Below are 22,300 nucleotides of genomic sequence, written 5' to 3'. Positions count from 1 at the left end.
AGCAATGACCCACCAGTGGCGCGGAATCATCGAGGAGTACCGGGACCGGCTGCCGGTCTCCGACACCACGCCGGTCGTGACGCTCCGTGAGGGCGGTACACCGCTCGTGCCCGCGCAGGTGCTCTCCGAGCGCACGGGCTGCGAGGTCCACCTCAAGGTCGAGGGCGCGAACCCGACCGGGTCCTTCAAGGACCGGGGCATGACCATGGCCATCTCCAAGGCCAAGGAGGAGGGCGCGCAGGCCGTCATCTGCGCCTCCACGGGCAACACCTCCGCCTCCGCCGCCGCCTACGGGGTGCGCGCCGGGATGGTCTCCGCGGTGCTCGTGCCGCAGGGCAAGATCGCCCTCGGCAAGATGGGCCAGGCCCTGGTGCACGGCGCGAAGATCCTCCAGGTCGACGGCAACTTCGACGACTGCCTCACCCTCGCCCGCGCGCTCAGCGACAACTACCCGGTGGCGCTGGTCAATTCGGTCAACCCGGTGCGTATCGAGGGGCAGAAGACGGCCGCCTTCGAGATCGTGGACATGCTGGGCGACGCCCCCGACATCCACGTCCTGCCGGTGGGCAACGCGGGCAACATCACCGCCTACTGGAAGGGCTACCGGGAGTACGCCGCCGACGGCGTCTCCAGCCGGACCCCCCGGATGTGGGGCTTCCAGGCGTCCGGCAGTGCCCCGATCGTGCGCGGCGAGGTCGTCAAGGACCCGGCGACGATCGCCACCGCCATCCGGATCGGCAACCCCGCCTCGTGGCAGTACGCGCTTGCCGCGCGGGACGAGTCCGGCGGCCTCATCGACGAGGTGACGGACCGTGAGATCCTGCGTGCCTACCGGCTGTTGGCCTCGCAGGAGGGCGTCTTCGTCGAGCCGGCGTCCGCCGCGTCGGTCGCCGGCCTGCTGAAGGCCGCCGAGCAGGGCAAGGTCGACCCGGGCCAGCGCATCGTGTGCACCGTCACGGGCAACGGACTGAAGGACCCGGACTGGGCCGTCGCCGGTGCGCCGCAGCCGGTCACCGTCCCCGTGGACGCGGCGACGGCCGCCGAGCGGCTCGGACTGGTCTGATCACCGGTACCGGAAGGCCCGGGGCAGTGCGCCCCGGGCCTTCCGGTCACCGCGCCCCGGGCGTTCCGCACCTGGCGAAAGCAGTACGCGTCACCTGGCGAAAGCGGCACGCGTCGGCAGGACAGGCGTAAGCGGGGCAGACCTGAGCAGGACAGGCGTAAGAAGGCGCTTGCCCGGGGAAGTTCCCCAGAAGGGGGGCACAGGGGGCTTAAGACACGCATCGTGCGCCTCCCGTGCGCCCTATGTCGACACAGAACCTTCCTTCGATAGTCTGTACTCAACCCACCGCCGCATATGCCGCGGTCCCGCGTCGTCTCCGTGGTCCGGACCATGGTCCAGAGGGGCTCGGAGGGGTTCGGGAAGCGGCCGGCCACCCTGGTCGGCGGCGACCCCAGGGGTTTTGCACGTCATCGAATGTCATTCGACAGTCTTCGACAGCCACCGTCACAGTCCTCAGCTCAAGGAGAGTCATCGAGCGATGGCCGGTCCCGCGTTCCGCGCCGCCGCCGTCCGGGTGCGCGTCCCCGCCACCAGCGCCAATCTCGGTCCGGGCTTCGACGCCCTCGGCCTCGCGCTGGGCCTGTACGACGACGTCGTCGTCCGGGTGGCCGACGCCGGGCTGCACATCGACATCGCCGGCGAGGGCGGTGAAACCCTTCCCCGCGACGAGAACCATCTGCTCGTACGCTCCCTGCGCACCGCCTTCGACCTGCTCGGCGGGCAGCCGCGCGGCCTGGAGATCGTCTGCGCCAACCGCATTCCGCACGGCCGGGGCCTGGGCTCCTCCTCCGCCGCCATCTGCGCCGGAATCGTCGCCGCCCGCGCCGTGACCATAGGCGCCGAGGCCAGGCTCGACGACACCGCGCTGCTCGAACTCGCCACCGAGATCGAGGGCCACCCCGACAACGTCGCGGCCTGCCTGCTGGGCGGCTTCACCCTCTCCTGGATGGAGAGCGGCGCGGCCCGCGCGATCAGGATGGAGCCCGCCGAATCCGTCGTGCCGGTGGTGTTCGTCCCCGGCAAACCCGTCCTCACCGAGACCGCGCGCGGCCTGCTGCCGCGCACCGTGCCCCATGTCGACGCCGCCGCCAACGCGGGCCGTGCCGCCCTGCTCGTAGAGGCTCTGACCAGGCGTCCCGAACTGCTGCTGCCCGCCACCGAGGACCGTCTGCACCAGGATTACCGCGCCCCCGCCATGCCCGAGAGCGCGGCGCTGGTCGAGCGGCTGCGCGCGGACGGCGTCCCCGCGGTGATCTCCGGCGCCGGCCCCACCGTCATGGCACTGGCCGACGCGGACACCGCCGACAAGGTCGAAGCACTGGCCGGCAACGACTGGGCCGCCAACCGGCTCAGCCTCGATCTGCAGGGAGCGAGCGTGCTTCCGCTCGCCACCTGACACACGGTTGCCGGATAAGGAGAGGGGGAATGTTTGTTGGATCCGGTAGTGTTAACCTCAAGTCTGCACCCGACCCCACCATGGCGAGGTGCCTCGTGTCCCCGCTCGGGACAGACATCCTTCCGGGAGCCCCCCAAGCCCAACTGTGTTCTCTGCTTCGTACGCGAGCAGTACGTCGTACGCGGACACTGAACGGCCCGCCGGGCACGCTCCGGAACCGGTGCGACCACGCCACGTGACACTGGATGCCACGGCTCGGGAAGCGCCATCACCAGATATCTCTTCCGCCGTCGAGGCGGACCACCGCCCCGGCACGGTTCGCACAGCAAGGACCGAAGCCGGACAGCACAACCGGTCGCCGAGCCAGACAGGCCGACGTCCGCTCCAGGGAAGGACCCTTCGTGAGCGACACCACCGATCTGATGGGCGCACGTGTCGAGGAGACCGCTGCCGCGCCCGCCACGGACGCCTCCGCGCCTGCCAGCGGTGCCGGCTCCCGGCGGCGCCGGGGTACCGGCCTCGAAGGCATGGTGCTGGCCGAGCTTCAGCAGGTCGCATCCGGCCTCGGCATCAGGGGCACCGCGCGTATGCGCAAGAGCCAGCTGATCGAGGTCATCAAGGAGGCCCAGGCGTCGGGCGGCTCCGCCGCGCCGAAGAGCGAGGCCCCGGCCGAGACGGCGGAGACCAAGCCCAAGCGTCGCGCCACCTCCCGGACCCGTACGGGTGACACCGCCGAGAAGAAGTCCGCCGCCGAGGCTCCCGCCGAACAGGCCACCGCCCAGCAGCAGATCGACATTCCCGGCCAGCCCTCCCCGAAGGCCTCCGCCGCGGCCGAGCAGGCTCCGGCCGAGCAGGCCCCCGTCACGCGTCGCCGTCGAGCCACCGCGGACGCGGGCGCTCCGGCCGCCGCCGAGCAGGCCCCCGCCGAGACGAAGAGCGACGCGAAGGCCGAGGGCCAGGCGCAGTCGCAGCAGTCCCCGTCGCAGGGCGACGCCAAGTCCGACAACGACGGTGGTGACGGCCGCCGCCGTGACCGCCGCGAGCGCGGCCGTGACCGCGGTGAGCGCACCGACCGCAGTGAGCGCACCGACCGCGGTGAGCGCACCGACCGTGGCGACCGGAGTGACCGCAACGACCGTGCTGAGCGCGGCGATCGGAGCGACCGGAGCGACCGCGGGGACCGTCGCGGCAAGGGCGACGACCAGCAGCAGAACCAGGGCGGCCAGGGCCGTCAGCAGAACCAGCAGCAGGGCGGCGGCCGTCAGGACGACGGTTACGACGACGACGGAGGCGGCCGTCGCGGCCGTCGCGGCCGCTACCGCGACCGTCGCGGCCGTCGCGGCCGTGACGAGGTGCAGGAGCCGCAGATCGCCGAGGACGACGTCCTGATCCCGGTCGCGGGCATCCTCGACATCCTCGACAACTACGCGTTCATCCGGACCTCCGGCTACCTGCCCGGCCCGAACGACGTGTACGTCTCCCTCGCCCAGGTCCGCAAGAACGGCCTGCGCAAGGGCGACCACCTCACCGGCGCGGTGCGTCAGCCGAAGGAGGGCGAGCGGCGCGAGAAGTTCAACGCGCTGGTCCGCCTCGACTCCGTCAACGGCATGGCGCCCGAACACGGCCGCGGCCGACCGGAGTTCAACAAGCTCACCCCGCTGTACCCGCAGGACCGCCTCCGTCTGGAGACCGACCCCGGGGTCCTCACCACGCGGATCATCGACCTCGTGTCGCCGATCGGCAAGGGACAGCGCGGTCTGATCGTGGCCCCGCCGAAGACCGGCAAGACCATGATCATGCAGGCGGTCGCCAACGCGATCACGCACAACAACCCCGAGTGCCACCTGATGGTCGTCCTCGTCGACGAGCGTCCGGAAGAGGTCACCGACATGCAGCGGTCGGTGAAGGGCGAGGTCATCTCCTCGACCTTCGACCGCCCCGCCGAGGACCACACCACGGTCGCCGAGCTCGCCATCGAGCGCGCCAAGCGTCTGGTGGAGCTGGGTCACGACGTCGTCGTGCTGCTCGACTCGATCACGCGTCTGGGCCGTGCGTACAACCTCGCCGCCCCGGCCTCCGGCCGCATCCTGTCCGGTGGTGTCGACTCGACGGCGCTGTACCCGCCGAAGCGCTTCTTCGGTGCGGCCCGCAACATCGAGGACGGCGGTTCGCTGACCATCCTCGCCACCGCCCTGGTGGATACCGGGTCCCGCATGGACGAGGTGATCTTCGAGGAGTTCAAGGGCACCGGCAACATGGAGCTCAAGCTCGACCGGAAGCTCGCCGACAAGCGCATCTTCCCCGCGGTGGACGTCGACGCGTCCGGCACCCGCAAGGAGGAGATCCTGCTCGGCAGCGACGAGCTGGCCGTCACCTGGAAGCTCCGCCGGGTGCTGCACGCGCTCGACTCGCAGCAGGCGATCGAGCTGCTTCTCGACAAGATGAAGCAGACGAAGTCGAACGGCGAGTTCCTGCTGCAGATCCAGAAGACGACGCCGACGCCGGGCAACGGCGACTGACGTTCGTCCCGCCTGTCTCACCGCAAGGGCCGCTCCCCGGACATCCGGGGAGCGGCCCTTGTGGCGCGGGGCGTCGGCCCTCGCGGTCCGGGAGTGGTTCCGGTACGGCCGAAGGGGTACTCGGGCGGACGGGAGCTGTGAAGCCTATGTCTGCCGAGAGCACACGCCGGACCGACCGTCCCCCGGCAGGGGACGGCCGTCGGAGGTGGCGGCGGGGCATGAAGGCCGTGGCCTGGACCGCCGCCGCCCTCGTCGTGCTCGGCGGGGCCGGCCTCGGGTACGTGTACGTCACGCTCAACGGCAACCTCAGGAGCGTCGACATCGACCGGATACTCGGCTCCGACCGGCCCGGGAAGGCCGACGACGGCTCCGAGAACATCCTCGTCCTCGGCTCCGACACCCGCTCCGGCGGCAACAAGGAGCTCGGCGGCGGTACCGACGACGGCACGGCCCGCTCCGACACCGCGATGATCGTGCACGTCCACGAGGGGCGGGACGAGGCCTCCGTGGTGTCCGTCCCGCGTGACACCCTCGTCAACCGCCCCGAGTGCACCGGCCCCGGGGGCGGCACCCACCCCGTCGCGAACGGCGTGATGTTCAACTCCGCGTACACCACGGGCGGGGCCGCCTGCACGGTGAAGACCGTCGAGTCGATGACCGGCCTGCGCATGGACCACTACCTGGAGGTCGACTTCAGCGGCTTCCGGGAGCTCGTCGACGAGCTGGGCGGCGTCGAGATCACCACCACCGAGGACATCGACGACCCCGACAGCCACCTGGAGCTCGCCGCCGGCACCCATCGGCTCGACGGCACCCAGGCCCTCGGCCTGGTCCGCACCCGGCACGGCGTCGGTGACGGCTCCGACCTCGGCCGCATCCAGCTCCAGCAGGCCTTCGTCAGGGCCCTGGTCCGGCAGGTGGGCGACATCGGCCTCCTCACCGACCCCAAGAAGCTCTACGACATCACCGAGACGGCCACCAGGGCCCTCACCACCGACTCCGGCCTGAGCTCGGTGAACTCCCTGACGGCCTTCGCGAGCGGCCTGAGGGACATCGACCCCGCCGGCCTGCACATGGTGACCATGCCGGTACGGTACGACCCCGCCGACCCCAACCGCGTCGTTCCCGAGACGGAGAAGGCGCGGCTGGTCTGGGACGCCCTGAGGAACGACGAGCCGGTCCCGGGGGCGGCCACGGACCGCACGGCCACCGGCGAGGCCAAGGACGTCGTCAGCGCCCCGTGAGCACCGCCTCGAGGGCCGCTCCCCGCAAGCCCGCCAACGCCCCGGAGAGCCCTCACCCTCCCGGGAGAGCCGCCGTCACCGCCGGGAGAGCCGCCGCCACCGCCCCGGGAACAAATGACGGCGGCCCCCGGTTTTGGGGGATGGCGCCAGTCCTGGCAGACTGGTACGTCGGCTCCGGTTCACGCTCCCGCATCCCGCGGCTGCGACCCGGCGCCCTCCCGAACCTAGGAGTCACCTTGAAGCGCGACATTCACCCCGCGTACGTCGAGACGCAGGTCAGCTGCACCTGCGGCGCGTCGTTCACCACCCGCAGCACCATCGAGTCCGGCACCGTCCGGGCCGAGGTCTGCTCCGAGTGCCACCCGTTCTACACGGGTAAGCAGAAGATCCTCGACACCGGTGGCCGTGTGGCCCGCTTCGAGGCCCGCTTCGGCAAGGCCGCCGGCTCCAAGAAGTAGCGAGCTCCATTCCGCCGGTCCACGGCCGCGACTTCTCTCCCCGCGCAGGTGGGAGGGGCGCGCGCCGGGACCGGCGTTTTTGGTCGCCCGCCTTCCCCTTCCCACGCAGTAGCAGGAGCCCAAGATGTTCGAGGCCGTCGAGGAACTCGTCACCGAACACGCCGACCTGGAGACGAAGCTCGCCGACCCGTCGGTCCACGCCGACCAGGCCAACGCGCGCAGGCTGAACAAGCGGTACGCGGAACTCACCCCGATCGTCACCACGTACCGCTCCTTCAGGCAGACGGGTGACGACATCGAGGCCGCGCGTGAACTGGCCGCCGACGACCCGGACTTCGCCGCCGAGCTCAAGGACCTGGAGAAGCAGCGCGAGGAGCTCACCGACAAGCTCCGCCTGCTGCTGGTCCCGCGCGACCCCAACGACGACAAGGACGTCATCCTCGAGGTCAAGGCGGGCGCGGGCGGCGACGAGTCCGCCCTGTTCGCCGGCGACCTGCTGCGCATGTACCTGCGGTACGCCGAGCGCGTGGGCTGGAAGACCGAGATCATCGACGCCACCGAGTCCGAGCTGGGCGGCTACAAGGACGTCCAGGTCGCCGTGAAGACCAAGGGCGGCCAGGGTGCCACCGAGCCCGGCCAGGGCGTGTGGGCCCGGCTGAAGTACGAGGGCGGGGTGCACCGCGTGCAGCGGGTGCCGGCCACCGAGTCGCAGGGCCGTATCCACACCTCCGCGGCGGGTGTCCTGGTGACGCCCGAGGCGGAGGAGGTCGACGTCGAGATCAACCCGAACGACCTGCGGATCGACGTCTACCGCTCCTCCGGCCCCGGCGGGCAGTCCGTCAACACCACCGACTCCGCCGTGCGCATCACGCACCTCCCGACCGGAGTCGTCGCCTCCTGCCAGAACGAGAAGAGCCAGCTGCAGAACAAGGAGCAGGCGATGCGCATCCTGCGCTCCAGGCTGCTCGCGGCGGCGCAGGAGGAGGCGGAGAAGGAGGCCGCGGACGTCCGGCGCAGCCAGGTCCGCACCGTCGACCGCTCCGAGAAGATCCGCACCTACAACTTCCCGGAGAACCGCATCTCGGACCACCGCGTCGGGTTCAAGGCGTACAACCTGGACCAGGTCCTGGACGGCGACCTGGACGCGATGATCCAGGCCTGTGTCGACGCGGACTCGGCCGCCAAACTCGCCGCGGCATGACGCCGGCCCGGGCCCGCAGGGCCTGAGCACCGGACCCGAACACCGGGCCGTCGTACCGGCCGCACAAGAACTTCCGGAGGATGAGCGTGCAGCAACATAGTGGGGGGCGACCCCCAAGCCCCCGCAGCGTGCTGCTCGCGGAGGTGGCCCAGGCCACCCAGCGGCTCGCCGACGCCGGTGTGCCCTCGCCGCGCACCGACGCGGAGGAACTCGCCGCGTTCGTGCACGGCGTCAAGCGCGGCGCACTGCACACGGTGCGGGACGCCGACTTCGACGCCCGCTACTGGGAGGTCGTCGCCCGCCGCGAGGCGCGCGAACCGCTCCAGCACATCACCGGCCACGCCTACTTCCGCTACCTCGAACTCCAGGTGGGGCCCGGGGTGTTCGTGCCTCGCCCGGAGACCGAGTCGGTCGTCGGCTGGGCCATAGACGCGGTCCGGGCCATGGACGTCGTCGAGCCGTGCGTCGTCGACCTGTGCACCGGTTCGGGCGCCATCGCGCTCGCCCTCGCGCAGGAGGTGCCCCGCTCGCGCGTGTACGCCGTGGAGCTGTCCGAGGACGCCCTCGTGTGGACCCGCAAGAACATGGAGGGGTCACGCGTCGAGCTGCGCCAGGGAGACGCCCTGACGGCCTTCCCGGACCTCGACGGCCAGGTCGACCTGGTGATCTCCAACCCGCCGTACATCCCGCTCACCGAATGGGAGTACGTCGCCCCCGAGGCGCGCGACCACGACCCCGAGCTGGCCCTGTTCTCCGGCGAGGACGGCCTCCAGCTCATCCGGGGCCTGGAACGCACCGCGCACCGCCTGCTGCGCCCCGGCGGCGTGGTCGTCGTCGAGCACGCCGACACCCAGGGCGGCCAGGTGCCGTGGATCTTCGCCGAGGACCGCGGCTGGACCGACGCCGCCGACCACCCCGACCTGAACAACCGGCCCCGGTTCGCCACCGCCCGCAAGGCGGTGCCGTGAGCGTCCGGCAGACTTCAACCACCCCAGCCGCATGTGTACGAGGAGGCCCGCCAGATGGCTCGGCGATACGACACCAACGACGCGACCGATCGCGCGACCGGTCTGCGTGAAGCCGCGTCCGCCGTCCGTCGTGGCGAGCTCGTGGTGCTGCCGACGGACACCGTCTACGGCATCGGCGCCGACGCGTTCACCGGCGAGGCCGTCGCCGACCTCCTGGCGGCCAAGGGGCGCGGCCGCAGCATGCCCACTCCCGTGCTCATCGGCTCCCCGAACACCCTGCACGGCCTCGTCACGGACTTCTCCGAGCAGGCCTGGGAACTGGTCGACGCGTTCTGGCCGGGCGCGCTGACCCTGGTCGCCCGGCACCAGCCGTCCCTCCAGTGGGACCTCGGCGACACCCGCGGCACGGTCGCCGTACGGATGCCGCTGCACCCGGTCGCCATCGAGCTGCTCACCGAGGTCGGCCCGATGGCCGTCTCCTCGGCCAACCTGACGGGCCACCCCGCGCCGGAGAACTGCGACGCGGCCCAGGAGATGCTCGGCGACTCCGTCTCCGTCTACCTCGACGGCGGGCCCACCCCGGGCATCGTCCCCTCGTCGATCGTCGACGTCACGCGCCCCGTGCCCGTGCTGCTGCGCGAAGGCGCCCTCTCGCCGGAGGAGCTGCGCAAAGTGGTACCCGACCTCGAGGTGGCGAATTGACGGCCCCCGAGTCGGGGCGTGGCATAGGCAACGGGGAACGCAGCGCGGAAGAGACGACCACCTTCGGATTTCCGCGCGACACCTTCCGCATCCTCCACGTCAGCACCGGAAACGTCTGCCGCTCGCCCATCACCGAGCGGCTGACCCGGCATTTCGTGAGTCAGCGGCTGGGCATCCTGGGCGGCGGGCTGATCGTGGAGAGCGCGGGCACCTGGGGTCACGAGGGCGCGCCGATGGAGTCCCACGCGGAGACCGTGCTGGCCGACTTCGGCGCGGACCCCTCCGGCTTCACCGGCCGTGAACTGCTGGACGAGCACGTGATCCGCGCCGACCTGGTGCTGACCGCGACCCGCGACCACCGCGCCCAGGTCATCTCCATGGGCCACTCGGCGGGCCTGCGCACCTTCACGCTGAAGGAGTTCACCCGCCTGGTGAACGCGATCGACCCGGCGACCCTGCCCCCGCTGGACGAGGGCCTGGTCATGCGCGCCCGCGCCCTGGTCCGCGCCGCCGCCGCACTGCGCGGCTGGCTGCTGGCCCCGACCGCCGAGGCGGACGAGGTCTACGACCCGTACGGGGCGCCCCTGCCGTTCTTCCGCTCCATCGGGGACGAGATACACCAGGCCCTGGACCCGGTCGTCACCGCCCTCACGGGCGTCCCCACCCGCGCCTGACCGCTCCGCGGGGCCTGTCCGGCGGACCGAGCCGGGGGTGGCCGGTGGTAGCCGTCCAGCGGGGGACGAGCGGGGTCCGGTGCGTTCGGTCGCACGGCGGAGGAGGGCGTGCCGGCCCCCCGCTCCGACCTGATCCCGCCGGACAGGCCCTCAGGGCCGCCCGGCCGTCGGTGTGGGCCCGCCTGTCGGCTCCGGCCACCTGTGCGCCCCGTACGGGCCGTCAGGGGCGTCCCGGGCGTGAGTGAAGGGTCATGAGGACGCTGTCCCCCGGATGGTGTCCGGGGCTCCCCGGGAGGGTGTGGCGGCCGAGCGGGGCGGGGGTGGCGGGCCTACATTGGTCGTACGTCAGCGTCGACGTCCGGGAGCCCACCATGACGGTCACCCATCCCCTCGAGGCCGATGTCCTGCGCCGGCAGGACCCCGAACTCGCCGGGATCCTGCACGCCGAGCGGGAGCGGCAGGCGACCACGCTCCAGCTGATCGCCGCCGAGAACTTCACCTCGCCCGCCGTGCTGGCCGCCCTCGGCTCACCGCTCGCCAACAAGTACGCCGAGGGGTACCCGGGTGCCCGGCACCACGGCGGCTGCGAGATCGTCGACGTCGCCGAACGCCTCGCCGTCGAGCGGGCCAAGGCACTCTTCGGCGCCGACCACGCCAACGTCCAGGCACACTCCGGCTCGTCGGCCGTGCTGGCCGCCTACGCCGCCCTGCTGCGCCCCGGGGACACCGTCCTCGCCCTCGGCCTGGCCCACGGCGGCCACCTCACCCACGGCTCGCCCGCGAACTTCTCCGGCCGCTGGTTCCACTTCGTCGGCTACGGCGTGGACGCCGAGACCGGCCTGATCGACCACGCGCAGGTCCGTACCCTCGCCCGCACCCACCGCCCCAAGGCGATCGTCTGCGGCTCCATCGCCTACCCCCGCCACATCGACCACGCCTTCTTCCGCGAGGTCGCCGACGAGGTGGGCGCCCACCTCATCGCGGACGCCGCGCACCCCATCGGCCTCGTCGCCGGGGGAGCCGCCCCCAGCCCGGTCCCGTACGCGGACATCGTCTGCGCGACCACGCACAAGGTGCTGCGCGGGCCGCGCGGCGGCATGATCCTGTGCGGTGCGGAGCTGGCCGAACGGGTCGACCGCGCGGTCTTCCCCTTCACCCAGGGCGGGGCCCAGATGCACACCGTCGCCGCCAAGGCGGTCGCCTTCGGGGAGGCGGCGACCCCGGCCTTCGCCGCGTACGCCCACCAGGTGGTCGCCAACGCGCGGGCGCTCGCCAAGGGCCTGGCCGACGAGGGACTGGTCGTCACCACCGGCGGCACGGACACCCACCTGATCACCGCCGACCCGGCCCCGCTCGGCGTCGACGGGCGCGACGCCCGCGGCCGGCTCGCGGCGGCCGGACTGGTCCTGGACTGCTGCGCCCTGCCGCACGCCGACGACCGCGGGCTGCGCCTGGGCACCGCGGCGGTGACCACGCAGGGCATGGGGGAGCCGGAGATGACGCTGATCGCCGGGCTGCTGGCGAGCGTCCTGCGGGGCGGCACCGATCCGGCGCGGGCCCGCGCGGACGTACGCGAACTGACCGCGGCCTTTCCGCCCCATCCGTATCCCGGCTGAGGACCCCCGTGGAAATCGGCTGAGGCCGACGGAGACCGGTTGGGGCCGGTTGGGACCGGTCGGGGCCGGTGGGGACGTCCCGGGCCGTTCGCGGTTTCGTACCGTATCGGTGCCGATGCGGGGGAGGCGCACCACGTGCCCGGGCATCCGCACAGCCACACGTGCAACCATCGTCGCTACCCGGAAGTCCTCACCCGTATGCGTCCCTCGCTAGGGTGTGGAGCTGTGATGGCCAGCGAGACCTGTGGGGAAGCCCGTGCGTGAATACCTGCTGACGCTCTGCATCACGGCCGCGGTGACGTACCTGCTGACCGGGCCGGTACGGAAATTCGCGATCGTGGCGGGGGCGATGCCGGAGATCCGGGCACGTGACGTGCACCGGGAACCCACTCCGCGGCTCGGCGGGATCGCCATGTTCTTCGGACTGTGCGCGGGACTGCTGGTCGCCGACCACCTCACCAACCTCGGCCACCTCTTCGACGAGTCCAACGAGCCGCGGGCACTGCTCTCCGGGGCGGCGCTGATCTGGCTGATCGGTGTGCTGGACGACAAGTTCGAGATCGACGCCCTGATCAAGCTGGGCGGGCAGATGATCGCCGCCGGTGTGATGGTCATGCAGGGTCTGACGATCCTGTGGCTGCCCGTCCCGGGCGTCGGCTCGGTCGCGCTCACCCAGTGGCAGGGCACCCTGCTCACCGTCGCCCTGGTCGTCATCACCATCAACGCGGTCAACTTCGTCGACGGCCTGGACGGTCTCGCGGCCGGCATGGTGTGCATCGCGGGGGCGGCGTTCTTCCTGTACGCGTACCGCATCTGGTACTCGTACGGCATCGAGGCGGCCGCCCCGGCGACGCTGTTCTCGGCGATCCTGATGGGCATGTGCCTGGGCTTCCTGCCGCACAACATGCATCCCGCGCGGATCTTCATGGGCGACTCCGGCTCCATGCTGATCGGTCTCGTCCTCGCCGCCGGTGCGATCTCCATCACAGGCCAGGTCGACCCGGACGCGCTGAACCTGTACGCGGGCGGGGAGAAGGAGGCCGTGCACCAGACGGTGCCGGTCTACATCCCGCTGCTGCTGCCGCTGACGATCATCGCGGTGCCGGCCGCCGACCTGATCCTGGCCATCGTGCGGCGCACCTGGCGCGGCCAGTCGCCGTTCGCGGCGGACCGGGGCCATCTGCACCACCGCCTGCTGGAGATCGGCCACTCGCACAGCAGGGCGGTGCTGATCATGTACTTCTGGTCCGCGCTGATCGGCTTCGGAGCACTCGCCTACTCGGTCAACTCGGCGTCCATGTGGATCGTGCTGAGCGTGGTCATCCTGAGCGCCCTCGGTCTGCTGCTGCTCCTGCTGCCCCGGTTCACCCCGCGCGCGCCGATGTGGGCGCAGCACATCGTGCCGCCGCGCTACCGGCGCCGCCGGGCCGCCGCACAGGCCCCCCGGGCCGTCACCGGGGCAACGGCGGAGGAAGCCACGGGTACGGCCGCCGAGGCGGCCACTCCGGAAGCGGACGACCACCGCGCCCCGGTGACCGCCGGGGTCTCCGGGGTCTCCGGGGTCTCCGGGGTCAACGGCGCGACCGCCCTGGGCCACCGCGCACGGGGGGGCGACCGGGAAAGGCCGGCAGCTCCCGCCGAGGGCACGGCCGCATCACGGTCAAGGTAAGAATCCGACTAGAGCATTGCCAAGTCGTGGGGCCCCGATGGGGCACCCTTGGGGGTGCGAAGCGCCCTAATACCAGACAAGCCGACCTCTTGCACTCTCAGGCAGGCAGGGTCACCCTCATGCGTGACCCCATGCGGAGTCATTAGGTAAAGACTGCATCAAATAGTTTGTGATACCGTTCACGAGTCTCGCCGGAGAGCGCCGAAGGACCGCAGTGCGACGGTTCGTCGGTGGGGGGAAATCACACTCCATCCGGGGGACTACGCTCGTCCCTGACGACCATCCTTTGCCCCCTGTTCCAAACATGCGGAGTTCCGCCATGCCGTCCAACGACGTCCGGATCCTGATTCAGGCCGCCGTACCCACCGCTGCCGTCGGTGCGGTCGCGGTCGCGGTCGGTGCTGCCGTCGAAGGCGGCCAGGGAGCGATCGGCGCGGTCATCGGGGCGTTGCTCGTGATCCTGCTCATGGGCACTGGCCTGTACGTCCTCCAGTGGATCGCGAAGTCGGTGCCTCATCTGTTCCAGGCGATGGGGCTGATGATGTACATGACGCAGATCCTGCTGATCTTCGTCTTCATCGCGCTCTTCAAGGACACGACGCTGTTCCACCCGAAGGTCTTCGCCCTCTCGCTGCTCGTCTCCACCCTCACCTGGGTCGCCGCACAGGCGCGGGCCACGATGAAGGCCAAGACCTTCTACGTGGACCCCGCTCCGGCGACGACCGGTGACACGGCGGAGAAGAAGGAACCCGCGGAGCGGCCGTCGTGAGACGTAGGGCCGGGATAAGCGCGCATGACGGACCCTGCTATCGTCCGGTGCCAACTGCGGCATCGCGGGCGCGGGCATCCACGCTGACGCCTGTCACATCGCGAGGCGAGATGCCCCATCGCCGCCCCCCCATCCGTAACACCAGTCCCGTGCCGAACCGCGGCCCCGTGCCGCGCCGACACCACGAGGTTGCCGAATCCATGCGCCACGCTGAAGGAGCCCGCGGTGAGTGCTGACCCGACACAGGTGCTCGCCTTCGAGACCGACTGCCACATCTTCGACGGCTGTGGCTTCCCGTCTCCCGGGCTGCACTCGTTCCTGTTCGAGCCCATGTGGGGCGACGGCGACAGCAACCTGTACTTCAACAAGACGATGCTGCTGGCTCTGCTCGGCTCGATCATCATCGTCGGCTTCTTCTGGGCGGCGTTCCGCCGGCCCCAGGTCGTCCCCGGCAAGCTCCAGATGGTCGCCGAGACGGGCTACGACTTCGTCCGCAAGAACGTCGTCTACGAGACGATGGGCAAGCGTCAGGGTGAGAAGTACGTTCCGCTGGTCGTCGCCCTGTTCTTCTTCGTCTGGATGATGAACCTCTGGTCGATCATCCCGCTCGCGCAGTTCCCGGTGACGTCGATCTTCGCCTACCCGCTGGGACTCGCGCTGCTCGTCTACGTCGTGTGGGTCTCGCTGACCTTCAAGCGGCACGGCTTCGTCGGCGCCCTGAAGAACTTCACCGGCTACGACAAGTCGCTCGGTGCGGCACTGCCGGTCGTCATGATCATCGAGGCCTTCTCGAACCTGCTCGTGCGGCCCTTCACCCACGCCGTGCGACTCTTCGCGAACATGTTCGCGGGCCACATCCTGCTGGTGCTCTTCACCATCGCCAGCTGGTACCTGCTGAACGGCATCGGGATCGCCTACGCCGGCGTCTCGTTCGTGATGGTCCTCGTGATGACCGTCTTCGAGCTCTTCATCCAGGCCCTGCAGGCGTACGTCTTTGTTCTGCTGACCTGCACCTACATCCAGGGCGCGCTCTCCGAGCAGCACTGAGCGTCCCCCTCCTGCCCCAGTCGTCCGGTGGCCCATCCCCACCGGCCCGTGAAGAAAAGGAAGAACCGGAATGTCCTACACCCTGGCCGCCGTCAGCGGCTCGATTGCTTCCATCGGTTACGGCATCGCCGCCTTCGGCCCCGGTATCGGCGTCGGCATCATCTTCGGCAAGGGCACCGAGGCGCTCGCCCGGCAGCCCGAGGCCGCCGGTCTGATCCGCGCCAACCAGATCCTCGGCTTCGCCTTCTGTGAGGCGCTCGCCCTCATCGGCCTGGTCATGCCGTTCGTCTACGGCACGTGATCAGCTGATCCGCGACCGGTTCACCAGACGAAAGGCACTCTGATATGAGCCCACAGCTTCATATCGCGGCCGAGGAGCTGCAGAACCCCCTCGTCCCGCCGATTCCCGAGCTCGTCATCGGCCTGCTCGCCTTCGTCATCGTCTTCGGCATCCTCGCCAAGAAGCTCCTCCCGAACATCAACAAGGTTCTGGAAGAGCGTCGCGAGTCCATCGAAGGCGGTATCGAGAAGGCCGAGGCCGCCCAGACCGAGGCACAGAGCGTCCTTGAGCAGTACAAGGCTCAGCTCGCCGAGGCCCGGCACGAAGCCGCGCGTCTGCGCCAGGAGGCGCAGGAGCAGGGCGCCACGCTCATCGCAGAGATGCGCGCGGAAGGCCAGCGGCAGCGTGAGGAGATCATCGCTGCAGGTCACACCCAGATCGAGGCGGACCGCAAGGCCGCCGCGTCGGTGCTGCGCCAGGACGTGGGCAAGCTCGCCACCGACCTGGCCGGCAAGCTCGTCGGCGAGTCCCTCGAGGACCACGCCCGGCAGAGCCGTGTGATCGACCGCTTCCTCGACGACCTCGACCAGAAGGCCGAGGCCGCACGATGAACGGAGCGAGCCGCGAGGCCCTGGCAGCCGCACGTGAGCGTCTCGATGCGCTGACGGACTCCACGTCCGTGGACGCCGGCTCGCTCGCCGAAGAGCTGGCCGCCGTCACCGCGCTGCTCCACCGCGAGGTGTCGCTGCGCCGGGTCCTCACCGACCCGGCGCAGCCCGGTGAGACCAAGGCGGACCTGGCCCAGCGCCTGCTCGGCACCCAGCTCAGCGGCAACGCCGCCGACCTGGTCGCCGGCATGGTGCGCTCCCGCTGGTCGCAGCCCCGCGACCTGGTGGACGCACTCGAGGAGCTGGCCGACCTCGCCGACCTCACCGCCGCGCAGAAGGCGGGCGCACTCGACACCGTCGAGGACGAGCTGTTCCGGTTCGGCCGGATCGTCTCCGCGAACAACGACCTGCGCGCCGCGCTGACCGACCGCAAGGCCACCGCCCCGGCCAAGAGCGAGCTGCTGCACAGCCTGCTCGGACGCAGGGCGAACGCGACCACCGAGCGTCTGGTGACGCGTCTGGTCAACGCGCCCCGCGGACGTAGCCTGGAAGCGGGACTCGAGTCCCTGTCCAAGCTCGCCGCCGAGCGCCGCAACCGCATGGTGGCCGTCGTCACCTCCGCGGTGCCGCTGAGCGACGTGCAGAAGCAGCGCCTCGGCGCCGCCCTCGCGAAGCTCTACGGCCGCCCCATGCACCTCAACCTCGACGTCGACCCCTCGGTCGTCGGCGGGATGCGGGTGCAGGTCGGCGACGAGGTCATCAACGGCTCCCTCGCGGACCGGCTGGAGGACGCGAGCCGCCGACTGGCGAGCTAGCCCTCACGCGGCAGTCGCGCATGACGCGGCGGACGCGGCAACTGAACACGTAGAACGTACCTACGGCCCTGGTTGGGCCGTGCAGAGGATTCACCTCTTTCCGGGGGGAGTCCACATCCCCCCAAAGTGAAACTTCGGGCCCAACAAGGAGAGCAGGGAACTCAGATGGCGGAGCTCACGATCCGGCCGGAGGAGATCCGGGACGCGCTGGAGAACTTCGTCCAGTCGTACAAGCCGGACGCGGCCTCGCGCGAGGAGGTCGGCACGGTCACCGTCGCCGGCGACGGTATCGCCAAGATCGAGGGTCTTCCCTCGGCCATGGCCAACGAGCTGCTGAAGTTCGAGGACGGCACCCTCGGCCTCGCCCTCAACCTCGAGGAGCGCGAGATCGGTGCCGTCGTCCTCGGTGAGTTCAGCGGCATCGAGGAGGGCCAGCCGGTCTCCCGCACCGGCGAGGTCCTGTCCGTCGCCGTGGGCGAGGGCTACCTCGGCCGCGTGGTCGACCCGCTCGGCAACCCGATCGACGGCCTCGGCGAGATCGAGACCCAGGGCCGCCGCGCCCTCGAACTGCAGGCCCCCACGGTCATGGACCGCAAGTCGGTGCACGAGCCGATGGAGACGGGCTACAAGGCCGTCGACGCCATGACCCCGGTCGGCCGCGGTCAGCGTCAGCTGATCATCGGCGACCGCGGCACCGGCAAGACCGCGCTGGCCGTGGACACGATCATCAACCAGCGTGACAACTGGCGCACGGGCGACGTGAACAAGCAGGTCCGCTGCATCTACGTCGCCATCGGCCAGAAGGGCTCCACCATCGCGTCGGTCCGCCGCGCGCTGGAGGAGAACGGTGCCCTGGAGTACACGACCATCGTCGCCTCCCCGGCGTCCGACCCGGCCGGCTTCAAGTACCTGGCGCCGTACACCGGTTCGGCCATCGGCCAGCAGTGGATGTACGAGGGCAAGCACGTCCTGATCATCTTCGACGACCTGTCGAAGCAGGCCGACGCCTACCGCGCCGTCTCCCTGCTGCTGCGCCGCCCGCCGGGCCGCGAGGCCTACCCGGGCGACGTCTTCTACCTGCACTCCCGTCTGCTGGAGCGTTGCGCCAAGCTCTCCGACGAGATGGGTGCCGGCTCGATGACGGGTCTGCCGATCGTCGAGACCAAGGCGAACGACGTGTCGGCGTTCATCCCGACGAACGTCATCTCCATCACCGACGGCCAGTGCTTCCTGGAGTCCGACCTGTTCAACGCCGGTCAGCGTCCGGCCCTGAACGTCGGTATCTCGGTCTCCCGTGTCGGTGGCTCCGCCCAGCACAAGGCGATGAAGCAGGTCTCCGGCCGTCTGCGCCTGGACCTCGCCCAGTACCGTGAGCTGGAGGCGTTCGCCGCCTTCGGTTCCGACCTGGACGCCGCGTCGAAGGCGCAGCTGGAGCGCGGTCAGCGTCTGGTCGAGCTGCTGAAGCAGGACCAGTACCAGCCGCTGGCCACCGAGGACCAGGTCGTCTCCGTCTGGGCCGGCACCACCGGCAAGATGGACGAGGTGCCGGTCGCCGACATCCGCCGCTTCGAGAAGGAGCTGCTCGAGTACCTGCACCGCAGCGAGCAGGGCCTCATGACCTCCATCCGCGAGGGCGGCAAGATGTCGGACGACACCCTCCAGGCCGTCGGCGACGCGGTCGCGGCCTTCAAGAAGCAGTTCGAGACGAGCGACGGCAAGCTGCTCGGCGAGGACGCTCCGGCCGCTGCCGCCAAGTGACGTTCAAGGAAGGGACCTGACTCATGGGAGCCCAGCTCCGGGTCTACAAGCGTCGCATCCGATCCGTCACCGCGACCAAGAAGATCACCAAGGCGATGGAGATGATCGCCGCCTCGCGCGTCGTCAAGGCGCAGCGCAAGGTGCGGTCCTCCACGCCGTACGCCGAGGAACTGACCCGTGCGGTCACGGCGGTCGGCACCGGTTCGGACGCCAAGCACCCGCTGACGACGGAGGCGGAGAACCCGACGCGTGTCGCGGTCCTGCTCCTCACGAGCGACCGCGGCCTCGCCGGCGCCTTCAACGCCAACGCGATCAAGGCGGCGGAGCAGCTGACCGAGCGTCTCGAGCGTGAGGGCAAGGAGGTCGACACGTACATCGTCGGCCGCCGCGGTCTGGCGCACTACAACTTCCGCGAGCGCACGGTCGTGGAGTCGTTCGCCGGTTTCACCGACGAGCCCTCGTACGCGGACGCCAAGAAGGTCGCGGCGCCGCTGATCGAGGCCATCGAGAAGGAGACGGCGGACGGCGGTGTGGACGAACTCCACATCGTCTACACCGAGTTCATCTCGATGATGACGCAGGCCGCGGTCGGCTCCCGGATGCTTCCGCTCCGTCTCGAAGAGGTCGCGGAGGAGACGTCGTCCACCAAGGACGAGATCCTTCCGCTGTACGACTTCGAGCCCTCGGCGGAGGACGTCCTCGACGCCCTGCTGCCGCGCTACGTCGAGAGCCGCGTCTACAACGCGCTGCTCCAGTCGGCCGCTTCGAAGCACGCCGCCACGCGGCGCGCGATGAAGTCGGCCACCGACAACGCGGGCGAGCTGATCAACACGCTCTCCCGTCTTGCCAACGCGGCCCGCCAGGCCGAAATCACCCAGGAAATCAGCGAGATCGTCGGTGGCGCAGGCGCTCTGGCCGACGCAAACGCGGGGAGTGACAATTAATGACCACCACTGTTGAGACCGCGACGGCCACGGGCCGTGTCGCCCGGGTCATCGGCCCGGTCGTCGACGTGGAGTTCCCCGTCGACGCGATGCCGGAGATCTACAACGCCCTGCACGTCGAGGTCGCCGACCCGGCGAACGCGGGCGAGCTCAAGACGCTGACGCTCGAGGTGGCCCAGCACCTGGGCAGCGGCCTGGTGCGCACCATCTCCATGCAGCCCACCGACGGCCTGGTCCGCCAGGCCGCGGTGACCGACACGGGCTCGGCCATCTCCGTCCCCGTCGGTGACTTCACCAAGGGCAAGGTGTTCAACACCCTCGGTGAGGTTCTGAACAGCGACGAGTCCTACACGGGCGAGCGCTGGCCGATCCACCGCAAGGCGCCGAACTTCGACGAGCTCGAGTCGAAGACCGAGATGTTCGAGACCGGCGTCAAGGTCATCGACCTGCTCACCCCGTACGTCAAGGGTGGCAAGATCGGCCTGTTCGGCGGTGCCGGTGTCGGCAAGACGGTGCTCATCCAGGAGATGATCTACCGCGTCGCCAACAACCACGACGGTGTGTCCGTGTTCGCCGGCGTCGGTGAGCGCACCCGTGAGGGCAACGACCTCATCGACGAGATGAGCGAGTCGGGCGTCATCGACAAGACCGCCCTGGTCTTCGGTCAGATGGACGAGCCGCCGGGCACCCGTCTGCGCGTCGCGCTGGCCGGCCTCACCATGGCCGAGTACTTCCGTGACGTCCAGAAGCAGGACGTGCTGTTCTTCATCGACAACATCTTCCGCTTCACGCAGGCCGGTTCCGAGGTCTCGACCCTGCTCGGCCGTATGCCCTCCGCGGTGGGCTACCAGCCGAACCTGGCCGACGAGATGGGTCTCCTCCAGGAGCGCATCACCTCGACCCGCGGTCACTCGATCACCTCGATGCAGGCGATCTACGTCCCCGCGGACGACCTGACCGACCCGGCCCCGGCCACCACCTTCGCCCACCTCGACGCGACGACGGTGCTCTCCCGTCCGATCTCCGAGAAGGGCATCTACCCGGCCGTGGACCCGCTGGACTCCACGTCCCGCATCCTGGACCCGCGCTACATCGCGCAGGACCACTACGACACGGCCATGCGGGTGAAGAACATCCTGCAGAAGTACAAGGACCTGCAGGACATCATCGCGATCCTCGGTATCGACGAGCTCGGCGAGGAGGACAAGCTCGCCGTCCACCGTGCCCGTCGCGTGGAGCGCTTCCTGTCCCAGAACACCCACGTCGCCAAGCAGTTCACCGGCGTCGACGGTTCGGACGTGTCGCTGGACGAGTCGATCACCGCGTTCAACGCGATCTGCGACGGCGAGTACGACCACTTCCCGGAGCAGGCGTTCTTCCTGTGCGGTGGTATCGAGGACCTGAAGAAGAACGCGAAGGAGCTGGGCGTCTCCTGAGCCCCGTGCTCGAGTGATCTGAATCGGGGGGCGGGGCACCGTCCCGCCCCCCGATCCACGCCCATTAGACTTGTAACCAACACCCGGCGGACCTGCCGGGTGGTGACCCGAGGAGCCATCTTGGCTGCTGAGCTGCACGTCGCGCTGGTCGCGGCCGACCGAGAGGTCTGGTCCGGCGAGGCCACCCTGGTCGTCGCGCGCACCACGTCCGGCGACATCGGCGTCATGCCCGGTCACCAGCCGCTGCTCGGTGTGCTGGAGTCGGGCCCGGTGACCATCCGTACGAGCGAGGGCGGGACGGTCGTCGCCGCGGTGCACGGCGGTTTCATCTCGTTCGCGGACGACAAGCTGTCGCTGCTGGCGGAGATCGCCGAGCTGTCGGAGGAGATCGACGTCCCGCGCGCGGAGCAGGCGCGCGAGCGCGCGAAGTCGCAGGACGACACTTCGGCGGAGCGTCGCGCGGACGTCCGACTCCGTGCGGTGGCGACGGGGCGCTGAACGACCGAGGTACCTTCCGGGCCGTCTAGGCTCCGGGGGGAGCCGTACGATGACGTCACTCAGCCGCGGCTGGGACCGGAGCGATCCGGACCCGGTCGCGGCTGAGGCAGATCTGGATGATTTTTCCGTTCCGTTACCTAGGAGACGAGGAGGTCGGTGTCGATGGTCCTCGCTCTGACTGTGTGCGGAAGTGTCGTGGCTCTCGTAGTGGTGGGACTCTTCGTCTTCGGTCTGCGCCGTCGCCTCATCCAGCGTTCCGGCGGGACCTTCGACTGCAGCCTGCGCTGGGACGCTCCGGAACCGGGCGACTCCGGCGGCAAGGGCTGGGCGTACGGGGTGGCCCGCTACAACGGCGACCGGGTGGAGTGGTTCCGCGTCTTCTCCTACTCGCTGCGTCCGCGCCGCGTCCTGGAGCGTTCGGCGATCGAGGTGGCCGGCCGCCGGGTGCCCGAGGGCGAGGAGGAACTGGCGTTGCTGTCCGACGCGGTGATCCTCGCCTGTCTGCACCGGGGCAGGCGGCTGGAACTCGCGATGAGCGACGACGCGCTGACCGGTTTCCTCGCCTGGCTGGAGGCGGCCCCGCCCGGCCAGAGGGTGAACGTCGCGTAGAGCGACGTTCAGGGTCCCGCTGGGTG

The 22,300-nt window shown here is 70.1% G+C and carries 21 protein-coding genes; all 21 read left to right on the top strand.

What is annotated here, in order from left to right; genetic code table 11:
* Positions 1–4 precede the first annotated feature (4 nt).
* The 21 genes from thrC to ACIF80_RS00285 all read left to right on the top strand — a co-directional run bounded on the left by thrC (position 5) and on the right by ACIF80_RS00285 (position 22,274).
* Entirely contained in the window at positions 5–1,063 is a 1,059-nt protein-coding gene (thrC, locus tag ACIF80_RS00385) for a threonine synthase (protein WP_399797465.1), read from the top strand.
* Positions 1,064–1,541: 478 nt separating this feature from the next.
* The gene (gene thrB, locus ACIF80_RS00380) at positions 1,542–2,459 is read left to right on the top strand and encodes a homoserine kinase (RefSeq protein ID WP_399797462.1); all 918 of its coding nucleotides are present in this window, start codon (positions 1,542–1,544) and stop codon (positions 2,457–2,459) included.
* Positions 2,460–2,860: 401 nt separating this feature from the next.
* Complete coding sequence (gene rho, locus ACIF80_RS00375; RefSeq protein WP_399797459.1) at positions 2,861–4,978, top strand: transcription termination factor Rho; 2,118 nt, start codon at positions 2,861–2,863, stop codon at positions 4,976–4,978.
* 146 nt (positions 4,979–5,124) lie between these two features.
* Complete coding sequence (locus ACIF80_RS00370; RefSeq protein ID WP_399797456.1) at positions 5,125–6,222, top strand: LCP family protein; 1,098 nt, start codon at positions 5,125–5,127, stop codon at positions 6,220–6,222.
* A gap of 236 nt (positions 6,223–6,458) precedes the next feature.
* Positions 6,459–6,680, top strand: coding sequence for a 50S ribosomal protein L31 (rpmE, locus tag ACIF80_RS00365; protein WP_007499053.1), 222 nt, complete (start codon positions 6,459–6,461; stop codon positions 6,678–6,680).
* A 124-nt stretch (positions 6,681–6,804) separates the two neighbouring features.
* Entirely contained in the window at positions 6,805–7,881 is a 1,077-nt protein-coding gene (prfA, locus tag ACIF80_RS00360; RefSeq protein ID WP_399797453.1) for a peptide chain release factor 1, read from the top strand.
* Positions 7,882–7,961: 80 nt separating this feature from the next.
* Positions 7,962–8,849, top strand: coding sequence for a peptide chain release factor N(5)-glutamine methyltransferase (prmC, locus tag ACIF80_RS00355; RefSeq protein WP_386402178.1), 888 nt, complete (start codon positions 7,962–7,964; stop codon positions 8,847–8,849).
* A gap of 54 nt (positions 8,850–8,903) precedes the next feature.
* A complete protein-coding gene (locus ACIF80_RS00350; protein WP_055591789.1) occupies positions 8,904–9,551 on the top strand; it encodes an L-threonylcarbamoyladenylate synthase in 648 nt (215 codons plus the stop codon).
* Complete coding sequence (locus tag ACIF80_RS00345) at positions 9,548–10,225, top strand: protein-tyrosine-phosphatase (RefSeq protein WP_399797450.1); 678 nt, start codon at positions 9,548–9,550, stop codon at positions 10,223–10,225. The genes ACIF80_RS00350 and ACIF80_RS00345 overlap by 4 nt, the downstream gene beginning before the upstream one ends.
* A 371-nt stretch (positions 10,226–10,596) precedes the next feature.
* Positions 10,597–11,841: a serine hydroxymethyltransferase gene (gene glyA, locus ACIF80_RS00340; RefSeq protein ID WP_399797447.1), complete on the top strand. Its 1,245-nt coding sequence runs from the start codon at positions 10,597–10,599 to the stop codon at positions 11,839–11,841.
* A 256-nt stretch (positions 11,842–12,097) separates the two neighbouring features.
* Positions 12,098–13,510, top strand: a complete 1,413-nt coding sequence (locus ACIF80_RS00335; protein ID WP_399797444.1) for an MraY family glycosyltransferase — start codon at positions 12,098–12,100, stop codon at positions 13,508–13,510.
* Between the two features lie 319 nt (positions 13,511–13,829).
* Positions 13,830–14,279: a hypothetical protein gene (locus tag ACIF80_RS00330; protein ID WP_399797442.1), complete on the top strand. Its 450-nt coding sequence runs from the start codon at positions 13,830–13,832 to the stop codon at positions 14,277–14,279.
* Positions 14,280–14,504: 225 nt separating this feature from the next.
* Complete coding sequence (gene atpB, locus ACIF80_RS00325) at positions 14,505–15,326, top strand: F0F1 ATP synthase subunit A (protein WP_399797439.1); 822 nt, start codon at positions 14,505–14,507, stop codon at positions 15,324–15,326.
* Positions 15,327–15,396: 70 nt separating this feature from the next.
* Positions 15,397–15,627, top strand: a complete 231-nt coding sequence (gene atpE / locus ACIF80_RS00320) for an ATP synthase F0 subunit C (RefSeq protein ID WP_399797436.1) — start codon at positions 15,397–15,399, stop codon at positions 15,625–15,627.
* Between the two features lie 44 nt (positions 15,628–15,671).
* The gene (locus ACIF80_RS00315; protein ID WP_399797433.1) at positions 15,672–16,217 is read left to right on the top strand and encodes a F0F1 ATP synthase subunit B; all 546 of its coding nucleotides are present in this window, start codon (positions 15,672–15,674) and stop codon (positions 16,215–16,217) included.
* Positions 16,214–17,029 carry a F0F1 ATP synthase subunit delta gene (locus ACIF80_RS00310; protein ID WP_399797431.1) on the top strand — a complete coding sequence of 272 codons (816 nt, stop codon included), beginning with the start codon at positions 16,214–16,216 and terminating at the stop codon, positions 17,027–17,029. The genes ACIF80_RS00315 and ACIF80_RS00310 overlap by 4 nt, the downstream gene beginning before the upstream one ends.
* A gap of 165 nt (positions 17,030–17,194) precedes the next feature.
* Positions 17,195–18,787 (top strand): F0F1 ATP synthase subunit alpha, encoded by a 1,593-nt coding sequence (gene atpA / locus ACIF80_RS00305; protein WP_399797428.1) that lies wholly within the window; start codon positions 17,195–17,197, stop codon positions 18,785–18,787.
* 23 nt (positions 18,788–18,810) lie between these two features.
* Entirely contained in the window at positions 18,811–19,731 is a 921-nt protein-coding gene (locus ACIF80_RS00300; protein ID WP_399797425.1) for a F0F1 ATP synthase subunit gamma, read from the top strand.
* Positions 19,731–21,167: a F0F1 ATP synthase subunit beta gene (gene atpD / locus ACIF80_RS00295; RefSeq protein WP_388638506.1), complete on the top strand. Its 1,437-nt coding sequence runs from the start codon at positions 19,731–19,733 to the stop codon at positions 21,165–21,167. The genes ACIF80_RS00300 and atpD overlap by 1 nt, the downstream gene beginning before the upstream one ends.
* Positions 21,168–21,287: 120 nt before the next feature.
* Positions 21,288–21,665, top strand: a complete 378-nt coding sequence (locus ACIF80_RS00290; RefSeq protein ID WP_399797422.1) for a F0F1 ATP synthase subunit epsilon — start codon at positions 21,288–21,290, stop codon at positions 21,663–21,665.
* Positions 21,666–21,827: 162 nt separating this feature from the next.
* On the top strand, positions 21,828–22,274 hold the full coding sequence (locus ACIF80_RS00285; RefSeq protein WP_399797419.1) for a DUF2550 domain-containing protein: 447 nt from the start codon (positions 21,828–21,830) through the stop codon (positions 22,272–22,274).
* The last annotated feature ends 26 nt before the right edge of the window (positions 22,275–22,300 follow it).

The organism is Streptomyces sp. NPDC085927, assembly GCF_044540975.1.
Taxonomy (GTDB): Bacteria; Actinomycetota; Actinomycetes; order Streptomycetales; family Streptomycetaceae; genus Streptomyces; species Streptomyces hirsutus.
The sequence above is the reverse complement of the archived record's forward strand: the minus strand, read 5'-3'. Positions and strand labels throughout refer to the sequence as shown.